Source organism: Gynuella sunshinyii YC6258, from assembly GCF_000940805.1.
In the GTDB taxonomy this organism is placed as follows: Bacteria; Pseudomonadota; Gammaproteobacteria; order Pseudomonadales; family Natronospirillaceae; genus Gynuella; species Gynuella sunshinyii.
Genome location: NZ_CP007142.1, coordinates 5164145 through 5190215, shown reverse-complemented (window position 1 = coordinate 5190215; position 26071 = coordinate 5164145). Strand labels below are relative to the sequence as shown.

At 48.8% G+C, this 26071-nt stretch carries 22 protein-coding genes; 13 read left to right on the top strand and 9 right to left on the bottom strand.

The window, feature by feature from the left end:
• Nucleotides 1-71 precede the first annotated feature (71 nt).
• The 3 genes from YC6258_RS21735 to YC6258_RS21725 all read left to right on the top strand — a co-directional run bounded on the left by YC6258_RS21735 (nucleotide 72) and on the right by YC6258_RS21725 (nucleotide 5313).
• Nucleotides 72-2441 carry a Lon protease family protein gene (locus YC6258_RS21735; RefSeq protein ID WP_044618779.1) on the top strand — a complete coding sequence of 790 codons (2370 nt, stop codon included), beginning with the start codon at nucleotides 72-74 and terminating at the stop codon, nucleotides 2439-2441.
• Nucleotides 2442-2602: 161 nt separating this feature from the next.
• A complete protein-coding gene (locus tag YC6258_RS21730) occupies nucleotides 2603-2878 on the top strand; it encodes an Lrp/AsnC family transcriptional regulator (RefSeq protein ID WP_044618778.1) in 276 nt (91 codons plus the stop codon).
• A 263-nt stretch (nucleotides 2879-3141) separates the two neighbouring features.
• Nucleotides 3142-5313 carry an alpha-amylase family glycosyl hydrolase gene (locus YC6258_RS21725; RefSeq protein ID WP_044618777.1) on the top strand — a complete coding sequence of 724 codons (2172 nt, stop codon included), beginning with the start codon at nucleotides 3142-3144 and terminating at the stop codon, nucleotides 5311-5313.
• 86 nt (nucleotides 5314-5399) lie between these two features.
• On the opposite strand, the gene YC6258_RS21720 is transcribed toward YC6258_RS21725, so the two are convergent.
• Together YC6258_RS21720 and YC6258_RS21715 are read right to left on the bottom strand one after the other, a co-directional pair.
• Nucleotides 5400-5783, bottom strand: coding sequence for a RidA family protein (locus YC6258_RS21720; protein ID WP_044618776.1), 384 nt, complete (start codon nucleotides 5781-5783; stop codon nucleotides 5400-5402).
• A gap of 52 nt (nucleotides 5784-5835) precedes the next feature.
• On the bottom strand, nucleotides 5836-6195 hold the full coding sequence (locus YC6258_RS21715) for a hypothetical protein (protein WP_144407710.1): 360 nt from the start codon (nucleotides 6193-6195) through the stop codon (nucleotides 5836-5838).
• Nucleotides 6196-6341: 146 nt separating this feature from the next.
• Between YC6258_RS21715 and YC6258_RS21710 the strand changes: the two genes are divergently transcribed.
• On the top strand, nucleotides 6342-6941 hold the full coding sequence (locus tag YC6258_RS21710) for an alpha-ketoglutarate-dependent dioxygenase AlkB family protein (RefSeq protein ID WP_044618774.1): 600 nt from the start codon (nucleotides 6342-6344) through the stop codon (nucleotides 6939-6941).
• Nucleotides 6942-7001: 60 nt separating this feature from the next.
• Here the strand turns inward: YC6258_RS21710 and YC6258_RS21705 are convergent, their stop codons facing one another.
• Nucleotides 7002-7598 carry a hypothetical protein gene (locus YC6258_RS21705; protein WP_044618773.1) on the bottom strand — a complete coding sequence of 199 codons (597 nt, stop codon included), beginning with the start codon at nucleotides 7596-7598 and terminating at the stop codon, nucleotides 7002-7004.
• A 252-nt stretch (nucleotides 7599-7850) separates the two neighbouring features.
• Between YC6258_RS21705 and YC6258_RS21700 the strand changes: the two genes are divergently transcribed.
• Together YC6258_RS21700 and YC6258_RS21695 are read left to right on the top strand one after the other, a co-directional pair.
• Entirely contained in the window at nucleotides 7851-8708 is an 858-nt protein-coding gene (locus tag YC6258_RS21700) for an acyl-CoA thioesterase (protein WP_044618772.1), read from the top strand.
• Complete coding sequence (locus tag YC6258_RS21695) at nucleotides 8701-9339, top strand: flavin prenyltransferase UbiX (RefSeq protein ID WP_044618771.1); 639 nt, start codon at nucleotides 8701-8703, stop codon at nucleotides 9337-9339. Before YC6258_RS21700 ends, YC6258_RS21695 begins: the two co-directional genes overlap by 8 nt.
• Here YC6258_RS21695 and YC6258_RS21690 read toward each other — a convergent pair.
• A complete protein-coding gene (locus YC6258_RS21690; RefSeq protein WP_044618770.1) occupies nucleotides 9290-9811 on the bottom strand; it encodes a DNA-deoxyinosine glycosylase in 522 nt (173 codons plus the stop codon). The two genes, YC6258_RS21695 and YC6258_RS21690, sit on opposite strands and share 50 nt — an antisense overlap.
• A 1177-nt stretch (nucleotides 9812-10988) precedes the next feature.
• Between YC6258_RS21690 and YC6258_RS21685 the strand changes: the two genes are divergently transcribed.
• Nucleotides 10989-11534, top strand: coding sequence for a cytochrome b (locus YC6258_RS21685; protein ID WP_044618769.1), 546 nt, complete (start codon nucleotides 10989-10991; stop codon nucleotides 11532-11534).
• 46 nt (nucleotides 11535-11580) lie between these two features.
• On the opposite strand, the gene YC6258_RS21680 is transcribed toward YC6258_RS21685, so the two are convergent.
• Nucleotides 11581-13932: a penicillin acylase family protein gene (locus tag YC6258_RS21680; RefSeq protein ID WP_044618768.1), complete on the bottom strand. Its 2352-nt coding sequence runs from the start codon at nucleotides 13930-13932 to the stop codon at nucleotides 11581-11583.
• A 117-nt stretch (nucleotides 13933-14049) separates the two neighbouring features.
• Entirely contained in the window at nucleotides 14050-14301 is a 252-nt protein-coding gene (locus tag YC6258_RS21675; protein WP_044618767.1) for a hypothetical protein, read from the bottom strand.
• A gap of 252 nt (nucleotides 14302-14553) precedes the next feature.
• Between YC6258_RS21675 and parC the strand changes: the two genes are divergently transcribed.
• The 3 genes from parC (at nucleotide 14554) to YC6258_RS21660 (ending at nucleotide 19538) form a co-directional block, all read left to right on the top strand.
• Entirely contained in the window at nucleotides 14554-16803 is a 2250-nt protein-coding gene (gene parC / locus YC6258_RS21670) for a DNA topoisomerase IV subunit A (protein WP_044618766.1), read from the top strand.
• Nucleotides 16804-17034: 231 nt separating this feature from the next.
• On the top strand, nucleotides 17035-19278 hold the full coding sequence (locus tag YC6258_RS21665; protein WP_169749008.1) for a putative bifunctional diguanylate cyclase/phosphodiesterase: 2244 nt from the start codon (nucleotides 17035-17037) through the stop codon (nucleotides 19276-19278).
• A complete protein-coding gene (locus tag YC6258_RS21660; protein ID WP_044618764.1) occupies nucleotides 19275-19538 on the top strand; it encodes a late competence development ComFB family protein in 264 nt (87 codons plus the stop codon). Before YC6258_RS21665 ends, YC6258_RS21660 begins: the two co-directional genes overlap by 4 nt.
• A gap of 2 nt (nucleotides 19539-19540) precedes the next feature.
• Here YC6258_RS21660 and melR read toward each other — a convergent pair whose 3' ends face one another.
• A complete protein-coding gene (gene melR, locus YC6258_RS21655; RefSeq protein ID WP_044618763.1) occupies nucleotides 19541-20398 on the bottom strand; it encodes a transcriptional regulator MelR in 858 nt (285 codons plus the stop codon).
• Nucleotides 20399-20497: 99 nt separating this feature from the next.
• On the opposite strand from melR, the gene YC6258_RS21650 reads away from it, so the two are divergent.
• From YC6258_RS21650 to YC6258_RS27635, 3 genes are all read left to right on the top strand, one after another.
• Nucleotides 20498-22618, top strand: a complete 2121-nt coding sequence (locus YC6258_RS21650; RefSeq protein WP_044618762.1) for an alpha-galactosidase — start codon at nucleotides 20498-20500, stop codon at nucleotides 22616-22618.
• A 203-nt stretch (nucleotides 22619-22821) separates the two neighbouring features.
• Nucleotides 22822-23547 (top strand): dienelactone hydrolase family protein, encoded by a 726-nt coding sequence (locus YC6258_RS21645; RefSeq protein WP_044620290.1) that lies wholly within the window; start codon nucleotides 22822-22824, stop codon nucleotides 23545-23547.
• Between the two features lie 365 nt (nucleotides 23548-23912).
• Nucleotides 23913-24551 carry an SEL1-like repeat protein gene (locus YC6258_RS27635; protein ID WP_052830472.1) on the top strand — a complete coding sequence of 213 codons (639 nt, stop codon included), beginning with the start codon at nucleotides 23913-23915 and terminating at the stop codon, nucleotides 24549-24551.
• A gap of 87 nt (nucleotides 24552-24638) precedes the next feature.
• On the opposite strand, the gene YC6258_RS21635 is transcribed toward YC6258_RS27635, so the two are convergent.
• Nucleotides 24639-25076: a hypothetical protein gene (locus tag YC6258_RS21635; RefSeq protein WP_044618761.1), complete on the bottom strand. Its 438-nt coding sequence runs from the start codon at nucleotides 25074-25076 to the stop codon at nucleotides 24639-24641.
• Nucleotides 25077-25215: 139 nt separating this feature from the next.
• Complete coding sequence (locus YC6258_RS21630; RefSeq protein ID WP_044618760.1) at nucleotides 25216-26007, bottom strand: alpha/beta fold hydrolase; 792 nt, start codon at nucleotides 26005-26007, stop codon at nucleotides 25216-25218.
• Nucleotides 26008-26071: the final 64 nt, after the last annotated feature.

The following is a 26071-nucleotide window of genomic DNA, read 5'->3' as shown; positions in this document are numbered from 1 at the left end:
CGCAGATATTGACTACGCTATCGAATGTGAACAGCCACCATTCTTATCCGATTGAGAAGTAACCCTATTCCATGACAAAACTGACTGTAGATCTGTTAAAAAATAATGTCTCTTTGGCATATATGAATTTTGAAACCACTGCCGAGCTGGAAGCCGACATTGGTTTTCTGGGCCATGAGCGGGCCAAAGCCGCACTGGAGCTTGGAATCAATATTCCCTCATCGGGGTATAACCTGTTTGTAATGGGTGAGCCTGGTACCGGACGCCAGACGCTGGTGTCCCGCTATGTTCGTGAGAAGGCGGAGCAAAAGACCGCACCTTCGGACTGGTGCTACGTCAATAATTTCAGCAACACATCAGAGCCATTGGCACTGGAGCTGCCATCCGGTCAGGCCAGTAAACTGGTTAGCGATATTGAGCATTTTATTGATGAGCTGCTTGATACCTTTCCGGCTGCCTTTGAAAACCCGTCCTATCAACGACGGAAAGCGCAGATAGAGCGCACTTTCAATCAGAAATACGATCAGGCCATTGCCAATGTGGATCGGAAAGCCAGCGGGCTGGATGTCGCAGTGATTGGCGAAAATGGCTCCATCCTGTTTGCGCCGGTATATGAAGGCAAGGCGCTCGATGAAACCGAGTTCGCGCAGTTACCGGAAGAGCCCAAAACACTGTATTTAAGCCGAATTTCCGAGCTTGAAGAGTTTCTCAATGAGCAACTGCTGGAATTGCCGCAGTGGCGTCGGGAAGCATCTGAGCAGAGCCGTCAATTGGATATTGAAACCATTGCGCTGGCGGTCAGGCCGCTGATCAAAAAGCTCGAACGCAAGTATCAGAACCGCATTGGCGTGTTGCGTTATTTCCGTGAGGTGCGTGAGCATCTGCCAAGAGTGGTGCTGGAGCTGTTCGGTGATGAGATTCAACTGGAATCCCGTACCGATCATGAACGCAGGCAGGTGTTGGTCTCAACCTATTCTCCCAATATTCTGGTTGAGCACTCGCCGACAGAAGGTGCGCCGGTGATTTATGAGCTGCTGCCGAGTTATGCCAATTTATTCGGCCGCATTGAATACACGATCAATCAGGGAACACCGGTAACCAATTACCGGTTGATCAAACCTGGCAGTCTGATTAAGGCATCTGGCGGATATCTGATTCTCGATGCGGAAAAACTGTTGATCGAGCCGCTGGCCTGGGATGCCCTGAAACTGGCACTGAAAACCCGTCAGATCAAACTGGATGCTTCCGGTTATGATGCCACACTGTATTCGGCAGTCACATTGACGCCCCAAAGCGTGGACATCAATGTCAAAATCATTCTGATCGGTTCGCGGGATATTTATTATCAGTTGCAGGCTTACGATCCCGAATTCAGCGAGCTATTCCGGGTACTGGTCGATTTTGACAGTTACATTCCGCGTAATGAAGGCACCATGGATCACCTGATCCGGCGTCTTAAACATTATAGTGAAAGTAAAAATTACGCCTACCTGACCCGTCGTGCCGTCGAACGGATGATTGAATACAGTCTACGCCAGGCGGAGCACAAAGAACGGTTGTCGCCACGCATGGTCAGTCTGTTTGAAATCATGGCCGAGGCGGATTACCTGCGTTCCCGCGAAGAGCGGGAGGTCATCGATGAACAGCATATTCTGGGGGCTTTGAAAGCTGCCGAAGTCCGCAACGGACGTATCAGTGAGCAGCTGATGCAGGAGATTGCCGAGGGTACCGTATTGATTGATACCGATGGTGCCCGAATCGGCCAGATCAATGGTCTGACGGTTATGGAACTCGGCGAGACCCGTTTTGGTCAGCCGGCCCGGATCACAGCGACGGTTTATGCGGGTTCCAATGGCATTGTGGATATTGAAAAAGAATCGGAACTGGGCCAGGCCATTCATTCCAAGGGAGTGATGTTATTGACCGGTTATCTGGGGCAGAAGTATGCCCGTGAGTTTCCTCTGGTCATCAGCGCCAATCTGGCGATGGAGCAGTCTTATGGTCATATTGACGGTGACAGTGCCTCATTGGCTGAACTGGTTGCCCTGGTGTCGGCAATTGCTGAAGTGCCGGTGTTACAGGCGTTTGCTGTCACCGGATCGATCAATCAGCATGGCGAAGTACAGGCAATCGGTGGGGTGAATGAAAAAATAGAAGGATTCTTTCAATTGTGTCGGGACCGTGGGTTGACCGGCAAACAGGGGGTGATCATTCCGAAAGATAACATCAAACACCTGATGCTGAATGATGAAGTTATCGCGGCGGTTGACGCCGGCCAATTTTCCATCCATGCCGTAGACCAGGTCGAACAGGCGATGGAAATATTGCTGGACGAGGAAACTGGTGAGGCCGATAGTACCGGACACTATCCGGTTGACAGCATTAACGGCAGAGTCTGGCAACGGTTAAAAATCATGGCTGATTATGATCGGGGCAATTGATTTTCTGATACGTTGACACATATGGCTTTAGTGCAGCGGATTTAGAATGGTCATGCAATGAATCCCGGAAGATTTATTGAACCTTCAGGTAAGGAGTCACGAAACCATGCAAACTGGTTTCGTGACTCCTTAATCATCAAAGTATCTCACGAGGAATCGATATGCTTACTGCCATAATTCTGTTCAGCATAGAAAAAAAACATATCAATGAAGTCGCTGAGCAGCTGGCCAATATGCCCGGTATTTCCGAAGTATATTCCGTCAGCGGCTCTTACGATGTTGCGGCAATTGTCAGAGTCAGAGCCAATGAAGATCTGGCGGATCTGGTCACGCAGAAAATTTCCCAGATCGATTCCATTATCAGAACTGAAACCATGCTGGCGTTTCAAACTCATTCCAAACATGATCTGGAAGCTATGTTTTCTGTCGGTGTTTAAAACACACTTATAACGGCACACCCTGCATTAATCGGCAATCCAATCAGTATCCGGTGGCTGTGACGGAGCAGCCTCTATTGGATTGCTTCTCAGGAAATAACTATCCCCCCTTAAACACCACCCCACAAGCCAGCCGCTGATTGTCGGATATGTACTATGCTTGATGCGCGTGGCGATAGCCTTTAGTCGCTGCATAAATCGAGAAATGCCCGCATAAGCGTTGTATCGGCTTACTCAAAAACAACATCAAGAAAGGAGGCTGTATGAACACCCGGATTATCTGGTTATTGGTCATTTTCGTATTAACAGGCAATGTGACCGCAGAGTGGTACTTTCGCGGTACCCCAAACGCTTGGGGTGCGACGCAAATGACTACTGATGATAACGTTCATTACTGCACTACCCAGACATTTTCTGGCGGAGATGAAAACGGCGGACCCCGTTTTAAAGTGGATCGTTATGGCAACTGGCAGGAAAGTTACCCGGCTCAGGATTATTCCGTAAATCCCAATACTCAATATACGATTTGTTTGAATATCCAGTCTCACGTGTTTTCCCTGGAGGCTGCCAGTCCCAATGATTTGGTTATCCATCGACTGGGAGCAGAATATGATGCCGATGGTACAACATTTGCGGTCTGGTCCCCTGAAAGCCAGGATGTCGTGCTGAACTTGAACGGTGTGAATTATCAGATGCTCAGGGCCGATGATCAGAACGGTTATACCGGTATCTATGGTCTGCGGGTTGATGGAGATCTGCATGGTCAGCCTTATTTCTTCAAGATTAATGGCAGTCGGGTACGTGATCCCTACGGCAAAATGGCCATTCCCAATGAGGATACCAATATCGTCATGGACATGAGTCGGACATTGCCGGTTGGCGGATGGGCTGAGCGCCCGCCGCTGGCGGAACGTGAGGATGCGATTATTTATGAAATTCACGTCCGTGATTTCACCATTGATACCAGTTCAGGAGTGTCAGCTGACAAACGCGGAAAGTTTCTCGGAATGGTGGAGCCGGGAACGGTTTATCAATCCGTTGCTACGGGTGTTGACCATCTGAAAGAACTGGGAATCACTCATGTTCAATTGTTGCCGATTTATGACTTTGCTACCTGCCCGGACTTAGCCGATACCAGCTGTTATAACTGGGGATATGACCCAAGAAATTATAATGTGCCGGAAGACCGGTATGCCGTTTCCCTGAATTATGAAGATCGGGTCCGGGAATTGAAAACCATGGTGAATGAATTTCATAAAGCCGGTATCCGCGTCATTATGGATGTGGTGTACAACCATACGTTCGATTATGAGATGTTTGAAAATATCTCCATGCGTTATTACACCGACACTGATCTCAGTGGCACCGGCAATTCCATTGATGCCAATGTTCCTATGGTCAGTCGCATGATCCAGGATTCGCTCGAATATTGGTTGACAGAATATAACCTTGACGGTTTTCGCTTTGACCTGGCAGGTATTTTCGACCATGACGAGTTCGGTGCCTGGGGGCGGCATCTGAACGATGTTTTTCCTGATCGTAAGTTGTTGTTGTATGGTGAACCATGGAACGGTTATGCCTACGATGTGCGCGAAAATGAGCGTGTCAGGCCGGGAACGATTGCCCGTGAATATGATGCTCATGTGGGTATTTTTAATGCTCATTTTCGTGAGGCAATCAAAGGCAATAATGACGATGGTTATGGTGGAGGCTTTGCGTTCAATCAGGGAGAGGCATGGAAGATGGATTTTGGTTCCCGTGCCGCCATTCGCTATAACAACGACCCATGGCAGGTCATTGATCTTTGGGATCCCATGTTTGCGACGGATCCGGAACAGACCATAAACTACGTTTCTGCTCATGATAACCTTTGTTTGCGCGATAAGATCCTGGCCTGGGCTGACGTATATGCTGTAGACCCGGCGAGTGACTATCTGAGGCGGATACAAAACTATGCCAATGGCATGATTCTGACCTCGCAGGGCATTCCATTTCTGCATGGGGGTGTTGAATTGATGCGCGATAAACAGGGTGACGAAAACTCCTTTATATCATCTGATGAAATAAACAAGATTCGTTGGAACTGGAAAGTCGAGAACGCTGACATTTATCGTTATTACCAGGACCTTATCCGCCTTCGTAATCATCATCCCGGCTTGCGTATGAATACCTGGAACGAAATAGATAGTTATGTTTCCACGATCCGTTATTCCGATCAGGTGCTCGTGACGGACATCAATGCTGCGGCCAATAATGACGATTGGAGCCGTATTCTGGTGATTTACAACTCAGGTGGTGATTTTAGTTATCCGCTGCCGGCTGGTACCTGGTATGTTGCGGTCGAGCGAAACGATCCTGATGCCGGCAATGACAGGATGGTGACGAATCATTTATGGATTGAAGGAACTGCGGTGACCGTGTTGTATCAACCCTGACCGGAGTCTGTGTTTTCGGGAGATATCCATTATAAAGTTTCATGGATATCTCCGACTGAAATACGGCACAGAAAACTACGAACCCTTCAGACGCTGCTTTCCAGCGCGACAATTGCCTCAATCTCAATCTGCAGGTCAGGATGGACGAGGCTTGATACCTCAACCAGGGAACAGGCTGGCAAATATCCTTCGTAGAACTTGAAAAGTTGTTCCCGTATAGAAGCAAGCAGGCTGATATCACGCACAAAGATCGTCAGTTTGACCAGATCATTTTTTGACCGTTTTTCCTGTTCCAGAATACGGTTTAACTGCGACAGAATTTCTTCACACTGTCGTATCAGATCCAGGTTCTGAGCATCGGTACCGTAAGCAGTGAGGCCGGATACAAACAAGGTTTTGTTGTATTTGGTGGCATGGACATAAGGACCGGTGATTACCGGCAGGCACTCATAATTTATGCGTTCAGTCATGTATCATCTCCGTCACCATGATCAATAGGAACTGTGAATGTAGGAGGGTGGTTTATTTGGATAACTGTTGTTTGAGTTGTTCGAACCGTTTGCGTTTGTCTGTGTCGCTGAGATGTTCCTCAGGTATGCTGGCGGGTTCACCCAATGGTGATAAATCGAGTTTTGCTGCGTTTTGTTCAGTGATTGTGTCAGGTGTTGCCGGTACTGCGGCATGTGTGTCTGGTTGTTGGAGTTCGCGTTCTTCCAAAACTTCTTGCAGCAACTCCAATGCCTCAACCGTTCCGCTGAGTTGTTCCTGGCTGGCACCCGAATTGAGTCTGGCTTCCAGTTTCTGGATTACTTCCTGTATCTGTTGAGTATCTGGCTGCTGTTCATCCAACCATCTCAGTGCTGATTCAGCATTTGTGGACATCTTTGGAACGAAACCTTCAATTGTCAAAATGACCATTATAGCCTGCGGCTTTTGCAAAAGTCTTTTATTCACCCCGCAGCAGCACTGTCCGGAAACAGAAGGTGTTAGTATTCTCCGTTAAGATTGTTCAGAGGAGGCGTGAAAGTATGTTGTTTGCTGAAGCACCGTTCCAGCAGGTTGATCTCCGCAATGGCAGTCTCCGGTATTTCGAGGATTTTATCCCGGAGCATCAGTCATTGCTTGAGCCTTTGAAGACGGCGCTGGACTGGTATCAAGGAGATGTTCAATTGTTTGGCCGGCACTATAAAACCCCGCGCTTGCAGTGTTGGTATGGGGATGAGGCGTATACGTATTCGAACGTTCGGCTGGAGCCCAGAACCTGGGCGGATATGCTGCTGCCGTTAAAGCATGCGGTTGAACAAGGCAGCGGTTATCGATTCAACTCCATGCTGGGAAACTGGTATCAGCACGGGCAGCACGGTATGGGATTCCATGCCGATAATGAACCGGAGTTGGGCCAGAATCCGGTTGTCGCCATGCTGACCTTCGGATATGCCCGGGATTTACGTTTCAAGCATAAAAATGGTCAGGATCAGTTCACCATTACTCCACAAAGTGGTTCTTTGCTGGTCATGGAGGGAGAAACTCAGCATTACTGGCGTCATGGAATTGCCAAGAGTGCTCGACAGATGGGAGAACGGATCAGTCTGACGTTTCGCTATATTTTGCCCCCATCAAAGCCATAATCTGACCACCAATGGAATTGGGGGGCTACCATGCGGAGGTGCTGGACTCAGAGTGATGTGCTAAAGCTGATCAGCGTTTCGATGTAGTTCTTTGAGCTTTTCGACAATGGATGCCCGGATGTTGCTGCAGTTAAACTCCGATACGCCAGACAGTTCTGTAATTTTTATCCGATGCAGATGGAGACACGGTGTGTGTGTATCGAACTGACGCAAATCACCTTTCACCAGTATGGGTAAAAACGGGTCTTTGGTTTGCTGGGTATAAATTATTTTTCGTAAAGCCTGTTTAAAGGGCAGGGGGGCTGGTGGTTCACTACGATTTCTGGAGCGCACCATAACATAGAGTCCGGTTGCTCCTATCACCTGTCCTGGCACGATATGCAGTCCGGTATCGCGGATCGCGCTGGCCGAAATGTGATTGAAGGTGTCGTGGAAGGTATAGGGATTGGGTAGAATGACTATTTTACTGGGATCATCTGAGGGCATGTTAATACTGTAATTGGTATATAACTGCTCTACAGAGGAAGAATAGATACATAGCAGGTTTTCGAACTTGTATAGAAACTTACAGGCAAGCTCGCGCTTGTTGATCTCGTCAAGATTCCATATCAGGTCTTTATTGCTGGTCGGGTAACCGAAAGAAACACCTGCTGACATGTTGGCTAACCTTTTCTTTAATGAGGATAAGTACAATACAATTATTTAAAGATAGTTCAGCATTGAAAAAACCAGAGTAAAACATTGTAATTCTGAGACGTAGGTTGAAAAAAAACGCTTGTCAGACAATGTTCTGGCTGGCTGGATTCCAGATATAGGAAAGAATCCGGGAGTGCATTGTAGCAAGATACCGTTTTCGCAAAATGATGTCATCTGTATTTTATTTTTTTGAACATCACTCGGAGTAGGTGTATGAGTCAGGTTGTTGAAGATTTAGTGAAATTATTAACTCTTAAAGAGAATGGTGATAACCGCTTTATAGGACATAGTCAGGATCTGGGTTTCAGTCGGGTATTTGGTGGTCAGGTGATTGGTCAGGGACTGAGTGCTGCCAGTCAGACTGTTTCTGATCGTCACCCTCATTCATTGCATGCTTACTTTCTGCGGCCTGGAGATGCACATCATCCTATTGATTATGAAGTGGAACATGTCCGTGATGGTAAAAGTTTCTCCGTGCGCCGGGTTATCGCCAGTCAGTTTGGTAAAACGATCCTTGCAATGACAGCCTCTTTCCAGATTGAAGAACAGGGAGTGTCTCATCAGGAAGTCATGCCGAATGTTCCGGGGCCGGAAAATTTTGATTCTACCGTTGAACTGTTTCGTCAGCATGCTGATGAGATTCCGGAAAAAGTTCGCGATCAGTTTACCGCCGAACGTCCAATTGAATATCGCATCGTTGAAAACCAGAATCCATTCCGGCCACGCCATGGTATTGGTCGGCGCCACATGTGGATCCGTTCTGTTGCGCCTTTGCCTGATGATTTGAAAATTCACCAATACATGCTGGCTTATACTTCTGATTGGGGATTTCTGGAGACCGCACTGATGCCTCACGGCCTGTCACTGGGCACCCGTAATCTGGATATTGCCAGTCTTGATCATGCCATTTGGTTTCATCGGCCATTCCGTCTGGATGATTGGTTGCTGTTTGTGGCCGATAGTCCATCCGCATCTGGTTGTCGAGGTTTTGTGCGCGGACAGATATTTAATCGCGCAGGTGAGTTGATTGCATCAACCACCCAGGAAGGGTTGGTTCGTCATCATGGTTGATTCCGATACTATCACTGTTGCCATTACCGGTGCTTCAGGTGCTCAATATGGCCTGCGGCTGGTCGAACAATTGGTGCAGGCGGACAGGCGGATTTATGTGTTGATCAGTAAAGCGGCGCAGATGGTGATGGCATTGGAGATGGACCTGTCTATGCCTTCCAATGCTGTCAAAGCCGAAGAGTTGCTTATGCAAATGACAGGTGCGACAAAAAATCAGATCAACGTATTCGGCCGGGAGGACTGGACCAGCCCGGTTGCTTCCGGGTCCGGAGCACCAAGACAGATGGTGGTGTGCCCATGCTCTACTGGTACTTTGTCTGCCGTAGCCGCTGGCGCCTGCAACAATCTGATTGAACGTGCAGCGGATGTGGTTCTTAAGGAACGGGGGCAGTTGATCATGGTTCCACGGGAGACCCCGTTATCAACGATACATTTGCAGAATATGTTGACGTTGAGTCAGATGGGGGTGGTGATACTGCCGGCAATGCCTGGTTTTTACCAGCGTCCGGAGAGTGTTGATGATATGGTCGATTTTATCGTCGCCCGCATTCTGAATCAGCTTGGTATCAAACAGCAGTTGCTCAAACCCTGGGGGGATTCCACACCTCAGTCACCCATTGCTGATACTTGATGGTGCGTGGGATCGACGCATTCGCGGGGCTGGTTGAAGGCAGAGTGACGAGCTCATAAGTATGGAAAAATTCTGTGTTATTGCGAAATACATGGCGGTTGAATGATTGGTAGGATTTTTTTCCGTTAAAGCATATTTTCCGGATATTTTTATATTGTCTTAGCAGGGTAACGAGATCATTAGCCTGCTCTGATTTGGCCACAATGCTGCTGTCGAGACTGCCTCGACGCTCACAATACTCAAGCACATCCCACAGTGCGACTTTTTTGCTTTTCAGTAGTGTCAGCCTGTCTGCATAGTCCAGCGTGTTGGTTTCGTACCCTTCGCTTTCCAGTAATATTTGCCAAAAAAGATTTTGAGGATGACCGTAATATTGTTGCTGTCGTAACGATGCTTCACCAGGCATGGAACCCAGCACAAGAATTTCAGAATTTTCTGCAATGACCGGTGGAAAACTTTGTTTCAGATTCATATCGATAATGTATGTGATGATAAGTAATGCATGTTATTTTTTAAATAAACGGCTTTTTTCTGTCCAATTATGTCGAGATCATGGCAATACATGTGGTTATGGTTGTGGTCTAGAATTAGCCAGTGAATTTATGGTTTCTGTTGCCGATCAGAAAACAGAATCTGATTATATGGCGTCATGTTGCGTGAGTCATCTAACAAACAGTATGTGGAGAAAAGATCCACCAGCAGGAGCCATTCCTGAACTGTTTTACGCCATAATGAATTATTTGAATAACGGATTTTTCCTTCCAATTAATTATCATAAAAACGCTTCATGCTGCTTCTAAGGAACCTCTGAAAAAGGGACTATTTTCGCGCAGGACGTTGTCAGTCCCAGTCTCACATCCTCATTTACTCCAGTAAACTGCGGTGTTGCGAGTGGTGCTTCCTCGCCTGCATCAAAACTATTCCTGTTTTTCAGAGGCCCCTTAAAAAAGTACATTGGCGACTGGAAACCGTTTTGTATCTTTGTATTTCGTGTTGTAACAAAAGTGTTGGTCTGTAATATTCTATTGGTTTTCTACTACCCGAAAAAAATAAAAAATTCCATACTTAATAAGTTGATAGTATTTGCGGATATTCGTCAGGAAAATTAAATAACTGAAGAGGTTGTTGGCGTGAAAACCTTAAAAACAAGCATTTTAGATTCGATGATAATGGAAATGCTGACGATGTTTTTTGGAATCATTGTGAGCTGCGTATCCTCGTAAAGTTGTAAATTGAGAAGCAGTTGGTTTTTTTGAGCATTTGGCATTTATTTTTTTAAAAGATCAGGTTTACTTCGGCCGCTGGAAGGGCAGGTCTTCATCTTGTTTGTTATATAAGTCGCTTTACCGAAAGGACATGGAAGGTGCGCTTGTGGCAGCATTGTTTTTGGATTGGTATTTCGCTGTTAACAATCATTTCCGAGAAAACTATCTGGCACAACTTGCAATAAAGGCCCGGTATTTTTTAGCAGCATGAAGCATCGGAATAATTTTCGCTCTTATTCCAAAATCATGACTTTTCCGGGAGTTTCCTGATCCGGTAAAGAGGATATCAAGGCTGACTTATTGACGATAGCCCGCCAGAAAATGAATACATTCATTTTGGTGATGAATGTATATGTAATAACTGTTTAGGTATTGGAGCCAGATATGGACCACAAAGACAAATTGAGTCATATGACCATTTTTTTGCATTGGATTGTTGCATTGACAATGATTGCACTGACAGCAGTTGGTTTTTATATGACCTTTAATCATAGTTACGGACTGTATCCGTATCATAAAGCGATAGGTGTGATTATTTTGTTGTTCGCAGTGATACGGGTGGTCTGGCGTTACAGACTTGGATGGCCTGAACCGGTCAGAGAGTACCCAAAGATAGAGCATTCAGTGGCTCATGCAGCTCATTGGATATTGATTCTGGCGACTGTGTTAATGCCGATTTCAGGCATGATGGGATCCGGAGCTGGAGGGCACGGTATCAGTATATTTGGTCTGGAACTGGTGCCTTCCAATTATCAGGACGATAAAGCTATTCCTTTCAATGAAACGGTAGCCAGTATTGGGCATGTACTGCATACTTGGCTGGGTTATATCCTGGCAGCCACTATTGCACTTCATCTGCTAGGTGCTTTTAAACACCATTGGGTCGACAAAGACCTGACGTTAAAACGTATGTTGGGTAAGCGAGCCTGACAATTAATCATGAACGCCTGATCTTCTCAGCTCAGGCGTTCTGTTTTCATTTATCTGGTCTTATTTCAAGTGTCCATTGGGCCGGACCCGGCAGAAATGGACTGGCATGCCCCTGAACCCAATCCTGATGGCCTTTGCCATAGTAAGGTGACATCGGATGTCCGGCCTGGCTGGTTGGCATGTTGAATATACCGCTCTGTTCATGACCAGGGCTGACCACCATACGGTCAGAGCTGCCAAATGCGGGCCCCTGTACTCGGGGCATATAATCATCACCATCCACCGCTTCATGTGGCATGTTCAGCCAGGATGACAGGAACGGCAGTGCTTTGGTTAACGGATGGGTCAGGTTCAGAGTGTTGTACTTGCCCCAGGTCTGCTGTTTCAGGGGTTCTTTACCATTCTGGGTTAAGTCATCAATGCTGTTATTCAGACAGGTCACCAGGAATGCCCTCCAGGAATCATAACCTTGCGGTAACAGATGCTCGGGCTGTTCTGATACCAATGCCCAGGCCGGATAATCAACATACTCTATGACGGCAGGGATAGAAAAAAAGCGGCTCTGTTCTTCGATTTGCTGATAAAGCCTGCCAATCGTCTGATCGATGACTTCGTTACGGAAATGTCGAACCAGACGATAACCAACGGAGTTTTTGCCGGCCCTGCCTTCCCAGTTTCCGAGAATGTCGTCTACGCCTGATGAATGGTTAACCGCCGGATCATCCAGCAGGCTTACCATCAGTTCGTGCCAGCGTTGCAAAAAAACGGCCCGGTCATCCAGTTGAATCGCCAGCAGGTCTGCTTCTGAAAACTGGTTTTTCGCTTCCAGGTCGTCGCGTATCTGTTGTGCACGAGCGCCAATGTCATAACCGCTGTTACCGATTTTTTTCAGCTCATCACCGGAGACCACCTGGGAATTCGCGGTCCAGATGCGGCCATTTCGATCACGTTTTACCGTTGGATATTGTTCGGGCGGTAAAAATCCCTGCCAGGATTTATCGCCTTTGGACCAGTCTGAAGGATACTCACCATCCAGGCCGACCCGTTTGGGAATACGGCCAATGATGGTCCAGCCAATATTACCCTGACTGTCTGCAACTGCCAGATTTTGATGTGGGATGCCAACGAGAGGAGCATAGGCGAGGGCTTCATCCACCGTATTCGCTGCTTCCAGTCGCACCAGATTGGCATTGGTTCCGTCATGCTCCAGTGGCACCCATTTAATGGCCAGCGTATGCCCTTGATTATCCTGGCCAATCACCGGTCCCCAACGGGTAAGGCGGACGGGTTCGAGTACAGAACTGCCATCGTTGATATGAATGGTTTCCTGATAGATGGTAAAACTTTCCCAGCCCGTTGCCGTCAGATACATGGTGTCGGAGTCATTGGTCTGCAATGTGATGATGTCGCTCCAGTCTCCATAGGCGTTGGTAAAGCCCCAGGCAATGTGGCCGTTACTGCCGGTGATCATAAATGGAGCTCCAGGCAGGGTGATACCCGTTAACTGGCGCTGCAGCTGGATATCCAGCCACGATGCCCGGTACCAGATATTAGGGACTCCCAGAGTCAGATGAAGATCATTGGCCACCATGGCGCTGCCGGTGGTGGTCAGATTACCGCCAACGGCCCAGTTGTTGGATCCCAATGCAGGCTGAGCGGCAATACGTGCCTGTTGGGACGAGAACGCAGGCCAGCCTGAGTCGGGAATCAGGAGAGGGGTCAGCGGTTGTGGGCCGGTAATCATGGCATCCCACTGTCCACCAGTGGGTTGTAGAAAGTGGTACCAGGCGGCAGGCACAGAATCTTTGAGCACTTGCATGGAGCGCTCAAATCCACCATCGCCCTGTTGCAGATTCAGGTACATCGACAACAGACACAGAAAACTGTCACTGGCTTGCCAGTCTTGGGGTTTTTGTCTGAGCAGCCAGTATTCAAAAGGACGACTTTTCAGGCTGTGCAGGCCGTAGTTTACCCCTTCGGCGTAAGCCTGTAGCAAGGCACGCTGGTCGTCAGGAATGGCTTTTACCATGTTTTCGGCACGTTGTCTCAGTTGAAACTTCCGGTTGTTTTTATCCCGTTCGAGTGCCGAGGGACCGATCAGTTCACTGAGTTCACCTGCAGCATTGCGACGTAGCAGATCCATTTGAAAGAAACGTTCCTGAGCATGCAGAAAACCAAGAGCAAAGGCCGTATCACTGCGTTGTCCGGCCTCAATCAGGGGAGTGCCATTGCTGTCGCGGGAAATATTGATGCTTTGACTGACAGGAACTCCGTCGAGGTGGCCTTCAAGCCTGGGCAGACTGCCCTGTAAGTTAATGTAGACAGTGACACCCAATGCAGACACCAGCATCAAGAGCAGACAGAAGAAGTAGAAGAGCGCGCGTATCAGTCTAGCCATAAACCCTTACCCGAGTCAGGTTGGAAGTTGTCTGACTATGGTAGGGAAAAGGGAAAGGATTAGAAAGCCGGGGGAGCTAAATTGCCGGAGAGTTGTCTTTGTCCTTTAGTGGGGTACTTATTCTGTTATATCGCTGCTGTTTTTTTCTCTGACAATCAGTGTTAACAGGACAACCAGTGCCATGGTCAGCAGCGGCCCGGTAGTATTCAAATGAGCTGCCTGGGATACCTTCTGTTCACTAGCTGTGCAATTCTGGGAATGAGTATTCTGAGCACATTGGTCATGAATCGAAATGAAATTTCCTGCCATAACCGAGGGAGTACCAACTAATAAGGCACCTGAGATTAATAGCAGAATGATGGCTTTCATAAAAAACTCCACAACAGACAACTTAAAGACAACCCATCAATGGTTATATTCGGGGCGGTATTTCACTTCAAAATGAGAACTAGTTCAATATGTTAGCGGAACTCGTAGGAAAATATTAAGTATTTTTTTTGTATTAAAGCGTATTTGTGCCTCTTTTTTCGGGGTGGGCAGGTTTACAAGGCTGTAATTGTCTTTTCGGGTCTCAACTGACACACTACACGCTGAAATTAACCCATTGATATCATTGAATTTATGTCTGACCCCAAATTCCAAGACGGAGTGGAAACCACCTCGCTCAGCCAGTTTACTGAGCAGGCCTACCTCAACTACTCCATGTACGTGATTCTGGACCGGGCTCTGCCGCATCTGGGTGACGGGCTGAAGCCTGTTCAGCGAAGAATCATTTATGCCATGAGTGAACTCGGTCTGAAGGCGAGTTCCAAATATAAAAAATCTGCCCGCACGGTAGGTGACGTGTTGGGTAAGTATCACCCTCATGGTGATTCTGCCTGTTACGAAGCGATGGTATTGATGGCTCAGCCGTTTTCCTATCGCTATCCGCTGGTCGACGGGCAGGGAAACTGGGGATCTCCAGACGATCCCAAGTCCTTTGCTGCCATGCGTTATACCGAGTCCCGGCTGTCAAAATTCGCGGAGCTGCTGCTCAGTGAACTTGGCCAGGGAACCGTGGAATGGCTGCCAAATTTTGATGGCACCATGGATGAACCTGCTATTTTGCCGGCACAGGTACCTCATGTGCTGCTCAATGGCGTAACGGGTATCGCGGTTGGCATGGCAACGGACATCCCGCCGCATAATCTGCGTGAGACGGTCTCTGCCTGTATCCATTTATTGGATAACCCTGAAGCGACCGTCTCGGAATTGATGACCCATATTAAAGGTCCGGACTATCCGACGGCGGCGGAACTGATTTCGTCGCGGGAAGACATTCAAAAGATATACGAGAGTGGCCGTGGTTCGTTGCGGATGCGGGCCAGGTATATGCGCGAAAACGGCGATATTATCATCACCGATTTACCGCATCAGGTTTCGGGTTCCAAAATCATGGAACAGATCGCCCAGCAGATGCAGGCCAAAAAACTACCCATGGTATCTGATTTGCGTGATGAGTCAGACCATGAAAACCCGACCCGCCTGGTCATTGAGCCCCGCTCAAACCGAATTGATGTGGAAGAGGTGATGGCGCATTTATTTGCCACCACTGACCTGGAGCGGACCTACCGGGTGAACCTGAATATGATCGGTGTGGATGGCCGGCCGCAGGTTAAACCATTGAACCGGATTCTGACCGAATGGTTGTCTTTCCGCACTGATACCGTGACCCGCCGGTTGAACTATCGGCTGGAAAAAGTCGAAGCCCGGCTGCATGTCCTTGATGGCTTGCTGATTGCCTTTTTAAATATCGATGAAGTTATCGCGATTATCCGTCACGAGGACGAACCCAAGCCGGTTCTGATGTCACGTTTCAATCTTACCGACACCCAGGCTGAAGCAATCCTTGAGCTGAAGTTACGGCATTTGGCCAAGCTTGAGGAAATGAAGATCCGGGGTGAACAGGAAGATCTGGCCCAGGAGCGGGAAAAGCTGCAGAAAATTCTTGGCAGTCCGGCACGTATGCGGACGCTGATTAAAAAAGAACTGATGGAAGCAGCGGAAAAATTTGGGGATGACCGACGTACGCCGATTGTTCAACGTGCCGAAGCCAAGGCTCTGAGTGAAGAGCAACTGGTATCCGCAGATCCTGTCACCGTGATTCTGTCGCGTAAAGGCTGGATTCGCTCGGCGAAAGGTCATGACTTTGATGTTTCCGGACTGGCCTATAAATCGGGTGATGAATATGCCTCCAGTGTGCGAGGCAAGTCCAACCAGAATGTGTTGTTGCTGGATTCCACCGGTCGTTCCTACAGCGTTGCGGCACATACATTACCGTCAGCCCGTGGGCAGGGAGAGCCTCTCAGTGGCCGGATCAATCCTCCACCGGGTGCTGAATTTAAAGGCATGTTAATGGGGGCAGCGGATCAACAGGTATTGCTGTGTACAACCGCAGGTTATGGCTTCGTTGCCCGGCTTGAAGATCTCGATAGCAAAAACAAAGCGGGTAAAGCGGTCATAAACGTTCCTGATGGTGCAGAAGTTATGATGCCATCTATGGTCCGGCAGAAGGAAACAGACTTGATTGCCGTGGTCAGTAATGAAGGGCGTTTGCTGGTGTTCCCTGTGCAGGATTTACCTGAGCTGGCCAAAGGTAAAGGCAATAAAATGATCGGTATTCCAACTGATCGGTTTAAAGCCGGTCAGGAATATATGATCGGTGCAATTATTGTGTCGACAGACGATATTCTGGTAATTTCCGCCGGTAAACGTAATCTTAAACTTCGTTCCGCAGATCTCGAGCATTATCGGGGTGAGCGGGGTCGTCGTGGTAACAAGTTACCCCGTGGATTCCAGAATGTTTCCTCGATGACGACTGATACTCAGTAAATCTTCTCTGGATCCGGGCCTTCGGTGTAAAGAAGGCCCGTTTATTGACACCAATTCTGCGCTGTCGACCAGTTTTTAAATGCTCTCCAGACCTTCTTTCTCAAATGAAGACACTCATGCGACTATTTGCATACTTCAAAACCTGATCTGGTTAACGAACGGATAGATTTTCCCGTTATTTATCTGATTCAAGTGCTAAGCTTGTTGTTAAAAAACCATGGAAGTGACGATGTGCGTGTATTTCTGAATACTTACCTGACACTGGCATTGTTGGGCGTACTGGGCACTGGGATTGTCACCAGTCTGCTGGCATTGAAGACCGGCGTACAGTTACGGGACCAGTTGCTGAGCAGTGCCTCGGAAACCTACGTGAATGACAGGGCACTCAGCGAACTTCAGATGTATTTGGATCGTTATGAACGACTCATTTTTGGAGCCTATTTTGAGCAGCGCCATCCGGACCAGTTTCGGGCCACTGCGGTCAGGCTGCATGAACAGGTTTCTACTGAGATGAAGCAGCTGCAACAGCAGCTGGCGAACATGGACGAAGTAAGCCAGCTTGACAGTCTGTTGCAAACTTATTTCACCACCGCAGGTATCATCATTACCGAACTGGATCAGTCACCTATCAATCATTTGGCCGTGCAGTACCGGTTACAGCAGATGTTACAGCTGGAGCAAAAAATGCACCCGGTCATGGCTGACATCAGTGATTTTTTTGACCGCTTCGAACGCAATGCCTCGACCATACATAACCAGGAAATTTCACGCCTGACCATTTTGACTGTCGCATTGAGCATGATCGTTTTGGCGGTATTTTCTCTGCTTGGCTGGCTGTTGTATCTGTTGATAATCAAGCACAGCAAAATCAGGATGCTACAGGCTTTTCCGGAATATAACCCGCATCCGGTTATGAGCCTTACCAAGGATGGTCAGGTTGCGTATGCCAATCCGGCCTCTTATCAGTTGTTGAAAGTTTTGAAGATGCCGGCTCAGGATGTTTCCGCATTATTGCCCAAAAATCTGGCCTCATTGCTTGAGGAGGTAAAAAACTCTGATCCGCCCCATCGTGACTGGTTCGGTACATTGGGTTATCGACAGTTTCAGTATCGGGTACATTATCTGTCGCTACCGCCACAGCTGCACGTCTATATGGAGGACGTGACTGAACAGGAGCGTATCAAAAACGAACTGGTTTATCGTGCCTCCCACGATCCGGTGACTCGTCTGTATAACCGTTTTCAGCTGTACGAAGATCTTCAGAATAATAATCGTCACGGTATCAGTTATTTATTGTTGATCCAGTTCCATGGCTATGAAGATGTTTTGTCCTCTCACGGACAAAACCATGTTGACATGGTCAGCTCCGAAATCGCCGAGCGGGTCAATACTCTGATAACCGACTATCGGGCGTTACGGGCTGGCTATCGGTGGGCTGACGAAGTGTTTGGCATGACCGTATTGTCGATGGATCAGGATTCCCTGCTGGAATTGATGGAAAAAATCCGCCATCGACTGGCGCGGCCTTATGGGTTGGGTGAATTGGAATTTCTGATGCGAGTCAGAATTGCCAGTACGATCATTACCGACAATGACAAGGCAGGCTCTCTGATATCGCGTTGTCAGACTGCTTTGCGATTGTCGCAGGATCAGAAAACCATCTTTTATCATCCGGCCATGGGTGAGGCCTACGAACGTCAGCGAATGCTGGAGAAAGGGTTGGAAACGGCACTGGAAAGAGATGAGCTGCACTTGTACTTTCAGCCACAGGTCAGCTTATCTACCGGATTAATTGTCGGTGCAGAAGCTCTGTTACGCTGGCAACATCCTGGGCTAGGGAATGTCTCGCCGGATGAGTTCATTCCCGTGGCTGAAGCTACCGGTATCATCATACCCATTGGTGACTGGGTCTTGCGTCAGGCGTGTGAATTCTGGGGAGAACTGAAACAACAGGGCATCATTGATCAGGCCGTTGTGGCGGTTAATCTCTCTGCGGGACAGTTTCGACACACCGGATTAGTCAATATGATCAGGGATATCGTAAGCGTTACCGGCATGCCCTATGATCAACTGGAACTGGAAATTACCGAAAGCCACTTGATGCATGATCTGGATGCTTCGGTTGAAATCATGAAGCGCTTGCAGCAATTGGGTGTTGCCCTGGCCATAGACGATTTCGGTACCGGCTATTCATCATTGTCCACCTTAAATGGTTTTCCGCTGGATAAACTCAAGATTGATCGCAGTTTTGTCGTTGGTATCCCTGGCAACCGTTCCAATGAAACGCTGGTTGAAGCCATTATTCAAATGGCCCATGCGTTGAATCTCAAAATTATTACCGAAGGCGTCGAAACCAAAGTGCAGGTCGAGTGGTTGAAGAAACATGGCAGTAATGAAATACAGGGCTATTATTTCAGTAAGCCATTACCTCGCGATGAATTTGTCGCGTTTATCCAGCAGGGACAAACACTATGACGATCGAAGCGGATATCAAGAATTTTTATGAAAACCTGGTGGTTGAAGAGCTATATCAAAAGAATCAGCAACAGTTGTTCGAAACCAGTGAGCTAGAGGATATCGCCTGCGTGGCGCTTAACCATCTGCCACCGCGTTATTACCGCCACTCGGTGGATATGGCATTTTATCTATCGCGTCAGGAACTTGGGGAAATGCGCAAAAAAGTGGAAGAGGCGGTCGAGATCGGCATAAAAGTCGTGTCTGAAAAGAAGCGATAAGATTATTTGCGCTGAAAACTGTCACGATACTGTTTAGGTGTCATACCAACTTCTTTTTTGAAGGCATCATACAGCCGGCTGGTGGAACTGAAGCCTACTGCCAGCGCAATATCCATGATCGGCCGTGACGTATCTGATAACAATGCCCGGGCGTGACTGGTTCGCAGGGAATTGACGTAACGTTTGACGGTCATTCTCATCACCCGATGAAAATGCTGCATGAGGTATTTGGGGTGAAGATTGACATGCCCGGCAATATCCCCCACGGTAATCCGGCGGTCATAATTCCGGGCGATAAATTGCAGGATGCTTTGGATATGGGTAAAGCCGGACGGATGGCCAAAATGCTGACTCCGGCTTCTCGCTCTGTCACTCAGAACTTCGCGCCAGCCATAGTGACTCAGTTTTCGTAATAACAAAATCAGTTCCTGTTCAACCAGCTGCCGCAGTTGCTGGTCCCCACACTCGTATTCTTCCCGCCATTTGATCAATTGTTGCTGACTCAACAGGTTTTCCTGTCTGGCGGTCAATACTGCGCCGTTCATTAACCGGTCAACCAGGCCGTGCTCCAGCGGCCACGATAAAAACAGATGTACCGGAAGATTCAGAATCCCCATGAACGGACAGTCGTGACTGTCGGTCAGTCGATGGGCATGCGCACCCCAGAAGATGGAGACCTGATCTGCCGGAATCAGCACATCCTGACCGTTAAAGGAGTAACTGACCGGCTGGCCAAAGGGAATGTTCACCTCCAGATGGCCATGCCAGTGGTTGTGATCCATCACCCAGGGCTTATGAGCTTCAAAGACAATTTGCTGGGGATGATCAAACAGACTCAGAGGACTGTCTTGCTGCACCATGCTTACCTTACTTTTTGGGAAATAATTTCGCTATTTTGGGATATCCCGGAAGGATCTGGCAACCTACACTGTTAAAAAAATAACGAGGAGTCTGTCTTCATGAATGCCTGGTATCGCCTGCATGGCACACGTTCGTCGATCATCATCAAATCCTGTCAACATGGATTGCCTGAAGTGGTCTATTGGGGAAAGACGCTAAAGTCTGCAACAGACGATGAACTGGCTGGTCTGACGGATGCTGTATTGACGGCCGGATATCTGGATCAGTTCCCGGTTTTGTCAATCGTACCGGAACCCGGAGCCGGCTTTCACGGTGAAGCCGGAATTGAAGGGCATCGTCAGCGGCAACACTGGGCACCGCGCTTTCAGCTGACAGCGGTGGAGGCATCTGACCGGGAACTGGTGTTTTGTGCCCGGGATGAGATTGCTCAACTCATCTTGACCATTACCGTGACCATGGATACCGAAACCGATGTTGTCGGTTTTCACTCCAGCCTGACCAATACTGCGGACAGTGAGTTTTTAGTGCATCGATTGAGCAACACCGTCAGCCTGCCTGGCTATGCCGATGAGTTGTTAACTTTTCATGGACATTGGGCCAGAGAATTTGTCACCGGGCGACAGCGCTGGCCGGCCAACCGGGTGGTCAAAGAGAATCGCAAAGGACGGACTTCCAGTGACGCTTTTCCCGGAATCGTGGCCGGGACTCCAGGCTTTACCGAACAGAGTGGTGAAGTCTTTGGGCTGCATCTGGCCGCCAGTGGTAACCATCGCCTGGTGGCGGAAAAAGCCGTTCAGGGCGGGCGTTATATTCAGGCAGGTGAGTGGTTGTATCCAGGAGAGGTTGCCCTTGCGAAGGATGAAAGCTATTCGACGCCGTGGCTTTATGGCAGTTGGTCCGGTGATGGTCTCAGTCAGATGTCGTTGCAGTTTCACCGGTTTCTGAAAAAACGCCTGCGTCTGGATGTTGTCACTCAGCCTCGCAAGGTCCATTTTAATTCCTGGGAGGCGCTGTATTTCTCTCATGAACCAAAGGCTCTGCTTAAACTGGTAGACCAGGCCGCGTCAATGGGGGTGGAGCGTTTTATTCTGGACGACGGCTGGTTTCGCGGACGCAATGATGATACTGCCGGTCTTGGCGACTGGTATGTGGATGAGCGGAAACACCCCGGCGGGTTGCAGTATCTGATTGATGCGGTGAATGAAAAAGGTATGGAGTTTGGTTTATGGTTTGAGCCGGAGATGGTTAATCCCGACTCCGATCTGTATCGGGCGCACCCTGACTGGGTATTGAAGCTGGACGGTTATGATCAGGTGCTTGGACGTAACCAGATGGTGCTGGATTTGTCCCGGCCCGAAGTATTTGACTATCTCTATGAGCGTCTCGACGGTTTGCTCAGTCAATATCGCATTGATTACATCAAGTGGGATATGAACCGCGATCTTGTGCAGCCCGGATCAGCCGGTGTTGCGTCAGTGCATCGGCAGGTGGAAGCGCTCTATCGATTGCTGGCCAGCATTAATGATGCCCATCCGACGGTGGAAATTGAGTCCTGTTCTTCCGGTGGTGCCCGGATCGATTTTGAGATCCTGCGCTATACCCAACGGGTCTGGGCTTCCGACTGTATTGACCCGGTAGAACGGCAGCGCCTGCAACAGGCCTATTCAATTTTCTTCAGCAACGAGATCATGGGCTCTCACGTCAGTGTTGAAAAAGCCCACACCACCGGTCGTTCGACCAATCTGATGTTTCGATTGATGACCAGCCTGTATGGGCACATGGGACTGGAACTGGCACTTGACAGCCTGTCGGCGGACGACGAAGCCACTGTCAGACAGATGCTGGCGTATTACAAAGACAATCGGACATTTTTCCATACTGGTGACTGGATCCGGGTCGATACTCCGGAATCGTATCTACTGTGCAATGGCGTGGTTTCGACGGACAAGCGGCGTGCATCATTTACCATTGCGGCACTGGATCGTTGTGATTACCTGATGCCGGGTCGCCTGCGACTGGCTGGCCTGGATCCGGAAAAACGTTATAGCCTGACGGCCATTCACGATCCTTATGCGCACCACGGGCAACTTCGCCCCAACCGGACACTGATGGCTGATGCCGGTGTATACCGCGGTGATGCACTGATGAAAATAGGTATCCAGCTACCGGTCATCGATGTCGCCAGTGCCATTATTTATGATTTGGAGGCAATGGATTAACGCCTCGACCATTCATCAATCCGGTCTTTGATCAGAAGGCGGTCATGCCATACAGACATGGGCAAAAAAGCACCCTTTGAATGGATTGAGTGAAGATGACCGCCAACGGTTTCAGCGTTTCGTATCGAGTGATAAATTTGGCCATCATGTCGACGGTGACGAGTCATCTGCAGACATTTTTTCTGGACCACGGAGAACAAAGCATGAGTGAAGTCATAGTTAAGCCGATAGCCTACGAGCACGAGGGCCGATCTTTCGAAGGCCGCCTGGTGTATGTGGAAGGCAGCAAGCCAACTCGCGGGCTGTTGATGGCCCCCAATTTTAAAGGGATCAGTCCTTTGGCGATTGAAGTGGCCAGTGAGCAGGTAAAACAAGACAGTGTGATTCTGGTGCTGGACCCCTATGGTGTGGAATTTCATTCTGCCTCTGTTGAAGCGCTGCGGGATGAAATGCAACGACTGGCCCAGGATAACGCTGGTCTGCGCAGTCGGTTACAGGCCGCTTATGAAGTGCTGAAAACCGAGGCCACGGCGATGGGGGTCAATGCAGACAATCTCGCCGTGTTTGGTTTCTGTTTTGGTGGTGCCTGTATCCTGGAAATGGCTCGCGCCGGAGTGCCGATGAAGGCATTCGTCTCGTTGCATGGTTTGTTGCAGACACCGAACCCGGAACAGTCCAAAACCCCCGCCGGACCGGTGCTGGTACTCAACGGGGCAGATGATCCGTTAGTACCCGAAGCTGAAAGACTGGCATTTGAAGCTGAGATGACTCGTATTGGAGCCGATTGGCAGCTGGTGAATTTTGGTAAAACCCTGCATGCGTTTACCGATCCCTACGCCAATATGCCTGGCAGGACTCAATATAATCCGGTTGTTGCCAGACGGGCGTTTGCCATGATGCATGATCTGTTTGACGAGGTCCTGGCCTGACCGAAATAACCCGGCTGGTCGCTTAACCATTCATGACCGGCCGGTCGTCAGATTCTTCTCTTCCTGTCCTCTTTCTGCTCTTTCTCTCTCCCTGTCCCTGCACGGCATCTTTGCTGGACACCTTGCCCGTTTCCCTTTGTTGTTACCGTGATGACCTGTCCGTCGGGCAGATTGAATATGGTCAGTGACTGACTCCACAGTTTTAGTACATGGCCGCTCGACCGGGTGCAGTAATCATATTATAGTCGCCGACCCAAAATGGTGCATTGTGGAGCCGTGTGTCGATGCAGCATTTTTGTTCAACGCAGCTACACTCAAAGCCACAGCGAGCGTCATCGATTTAATTACCTGAAAAGGAGTATTCAATGAATATGCCTCAAAACAATATCCACCTGTTTTCAACATCGTTCCGCTGGTGCATTGGTGGCTGTCTGGCGATGGCTCTGGCCGGTTGCGGGAATTCGACCGAAGAAACTGCGGGTCTGCCGCTTCCGGCCGGTGATCCACTGATGATCCAATGCGATGGTGGTGATGCGGCGGCCTGCCTGCAATTCGCAGACCGTTCCGATGATGCGCTGTATTGGAATAAAAAAGCCTGCAGGCTGGGCAGTTCCGTGGGATGTGCCAATGTCGGCAATCAGTATTATGCCGATGGAAAGGCTGGGGAAGCGGTCTCGTTCTGGGAAATGGGGTGCAGCCTGAAGGACTCAGTGGCGTGTACCAACCTTGGAGTACAGCATCAACAGGCCGGCGAAAATGTTTCGGCACTCCAGTATTTTGGACAATCCTGCCTGTTGGGAGATGGTTCCGCCTGCGTCAGCTGGAAAAATGTCGCCGGACAGGTTTGTTCGAGCGATTTTGACAGTTGCTATAACATTGCGGTGTCGTATGACGGAAAATCGGTTGGTGATGATGTATTTATGCAGACCACAGCCTGTTCATCCGGCTACCAACCGTCATGTGACTGGTTGAAGCAAAAAGGTATCGAAAACGCCGGTAGCTGAAAATTTGTTTTAGAGTCAACCGTGTGACGGTGACGAGCCAGCCTGTGTTGAGGTCAGGCTGGCGTGGATAGTGGCACGGAGCCGATATTATTCGTCTGAACAGACGACATCTCTTTCCTGACAATAAAAATCATCGACACCGCCAGCCAGACATTTATTAATCACGTTAAATGTAGCTGCTGCCTTATTCAATGATTGCGCCATAAAGCGTTTCTCTGAATGGGTCAGGGTACAGGCCCATTGTTTTCGGCTGCCATCGACGATTTCCACCGTCGAGTTGTTGTCAGCACTGGTAGCCATATTTTCCAATCTGGATTCCAGTTCATTGACCTGATATTCCAACCGGTTTACACGATTGTTGATTTTAGTTTCATACGCATTGAATGCTGAAAACACATCTTCCTGTTTCAGGTAGACGGTGTCTGCGTATGAAATGGCCTCAACGTCCTTCAGTTCAGTAGGGGCAGTGGCACAGCCGGTAAACGCACCGATTGCGATGAATGGCAGAAGGTAATGGTATTTCATTATGATCCTTATATTTTTTGTGCTTTGTTGTCAGAGATTGAAACAGCCGGGTGTTCTTGGCCGGCTGATGGATAACGAAATGATCAGGGGATTTATCCGCATCCCCTGATGAACGGTAGTGTCTGATGCACACGCTGAATTATCGCTGAATCCTTTCCATATGTTCTGAAATAATGGTGGTGAATTTGTCCGGGCTTTCCAGCGGCAACATATGATTCGCACCTTCGATTTCGCACAATTGACTGCCTGGAATGGCATGGTGCACGGATTTAGAAACAACGCCAAACAGGCTTCTGGTTCGACTGCCAAAAGCAACTGTGACCGGGATGTCCAGGTTCCCCAAGGCGATTTCATCCAGTTTGGGAAATTCACTGCGATCCAGTTGTAGCGGCAGCGTGTTGGCAAGTTCGAGTTGTTGTTTTTTCAGGACTTCCGGTTGCGAGTGAAAATAACCGGTCTGGTTGCCCGAACCATCGATCAATGCTTCCACCGCCTTGTCCAGTTGCCCTTCTGCTACTGCGCTGAATACCGGGCCAAACATCTGTTGGGCATCGCTACCCAGCAGTGCCATATCTGTCTCATTGACACAGCCTGGAAAGCCGGGTTCGTAGACCATGGCGCTGGACACTGGCAATGCATGTTGAGTCAAGGTATTGAGTACAACATCGGCACCATAAGACCAGCCAATCAGGTGAATACGTGAGTGCGTTGAAAACTGGTTACCCAAAAACTCTGCCAGATCCTGTGCGTGAGTATTCAATCCGAATGGGCCTTGAGATTGGCCATCAAAGTGACGCTGGGTCAGTGACAGCACTTCATATTTATCCTGCAACAGATTCATGTGCGGTATCCACATGCGCTTGTCTGCGAGGGCACCATGGACCAGGACAATCAATTCTCCCGAACCGGCATTGAGGTAATCTATTTCCATAATTACTCCTGTTGGATATATCAGAACCCGGCGGGTATTTACTGCTGGTAAAGAAGCAATGAGT

Excerpts from the sequence above, each read along its gene's own strand:
- YC6258_RS21735 (WP_044618779.1), top strand. The coding sequence starts at position 72 with ATGACAAAACTGACTGTAGATCTGTTAAAAAATAATGTCTCTTTGGCA.
- YC6258_RS21730 (WP_044618778.1), top strand. The coding sequence starts at position 2,603 with ATGCTTACTGCCATAATTCTGTTCAGCATAGAAAAAAAACATATCAAT.
- YC6258_RS21725 (WP_044618777.1), top strand. The coding sequence starts at position 3,142 with ATGAACACCCGGATTATCTGGTTATTGGTCATTTTCGTATTAACAGGC.
- YC6258_RS21720 (WP_044618776.1), bottom strand. The coding sequence starts at position 5,783 with ATGACTGAACGCATAAATTATGAGTGCCTGCCGGTAATCACCGGTCCT.
- YC6258_RS21715 (WP_144407710.1), bottom strand. The coding sequence starts at position 6,195 with ATGTCCACAAATGCTGAATCAGCACTGAGATGGTTGGATGAACAGCAG.
- YC6258_RS21710 (WP_044618774.1), top strand. The coding sequence starts at position 6,342 with ATGTTGTTTGCTGAAGCACCGTTCCAGCAGGTTGATCTCCGCAATGGC.
- YC6258_RS21705 (WP_044618773.1), bottom strand. The coding sequence starts at position 7,598 with ATGTCAGCAGGTGTTTCTTTCGGTTACCCGACCAGCAATAAAGACCTG.
- YC6258_RS21700 (WP_044618772.1), top strand. The coding sequence starts at position 7,851 with ATGAGTCAGGTTGTTGAAGATTTAGTGAAATTATTAACTCTTAAAGAG.
- YC6258_RS21695 (WP_044618771.1), top strand. The coding sequence starts at position 8,701 with ATGGTTGATTCCGATACTATCACTGTTGCCATTACCGGTGCTTCAGGT.
- YC6258_RS21690 (WP_044618770.1), bottom strand. The coding sequence starts at position 9,811 with ATGAATCTGAAACAAAGTTTTCCACCGGTCATTGCAGAAAATTCTGAA.
- YC6258_RS21685 (WP_044618769.1), top strand. The coding sequence starts at position 10,989 with ATGGACCACAAAGACAAATTGAGTCATATGACCATTTTTTTGCATTGG.
- YC6258_RS21680 (WP_044618768.1), bottom strand. The coding sequence starts at position 13,932 with ATGGCTAGACTGATACGCGCGCTCTTCTACTTCTTCTGTCTGCTCTTG.
- YC6258_RS21675 (WP_044618767.1), bottom strand. The coding sequence starts at position 14,301 with ATGAAAGCCATCATTCTGCTATTAATCTCAGGTGCCTTATTAGTTGGT.
- parC (WP_044618766.1), top strand. The coding sequence starts at position 14,554 with ATGTCTGACCCCAAATTCCAAGACGGAGTGGAAACCACCTCGCTCAGC.
- YC6258_RS21660 (WP_044618764.1), top strand. The coding sequence starts at position 19,275 with ATGACGATCGAAGCGGATATCAAGAATTTTTATGAAAACCTGGTGGTT.
- melR (WP_044618763.1), bottom strand. The coding sequence starts at position 20,398 with ATGGTGCAGCAAGACAGTCCTCTGAGTCTGTTTGATCATCCCCAGCAA.
- YC6258_RS21650 (WP_044618762.1), top strand. The coding sequence starts at position 20,498 with ATGAATGCCTGGTATCGCCTGCATGGCACACGTTCGTCGATCATCATC.
- YC6258_RS21645 (WP_044620290.1), top strand. The coding sequence starts at position 22,822 with ATGAGTGAAGTCATAGTTAAGCCGATAGCCTACGAGCACGAGGGCCGA.
- YC6258_RS27635 (WP_052830472.1), top strand. The coding sequence starts at position 23,913 with ATGAATATGCCTCAAAACAATATCCACCTGTTTTCAACATCGTTCCGC.
- YC6258_RS21635 (WP_044618761.1), bottom strand. The coding sequence starts at position 25,076 with ATGAAATACCATTACCTTCTGCCATTCATCGCAATCGGTGCGTTTACC.
- YC6258_RS21630 (WP_044618760.1), bottom strand. The coding sequence starts at position 26,007 with ATGGAAATAGATTACCTCAATGCCGGTTCGGGAGAATTGATTGTCCTG.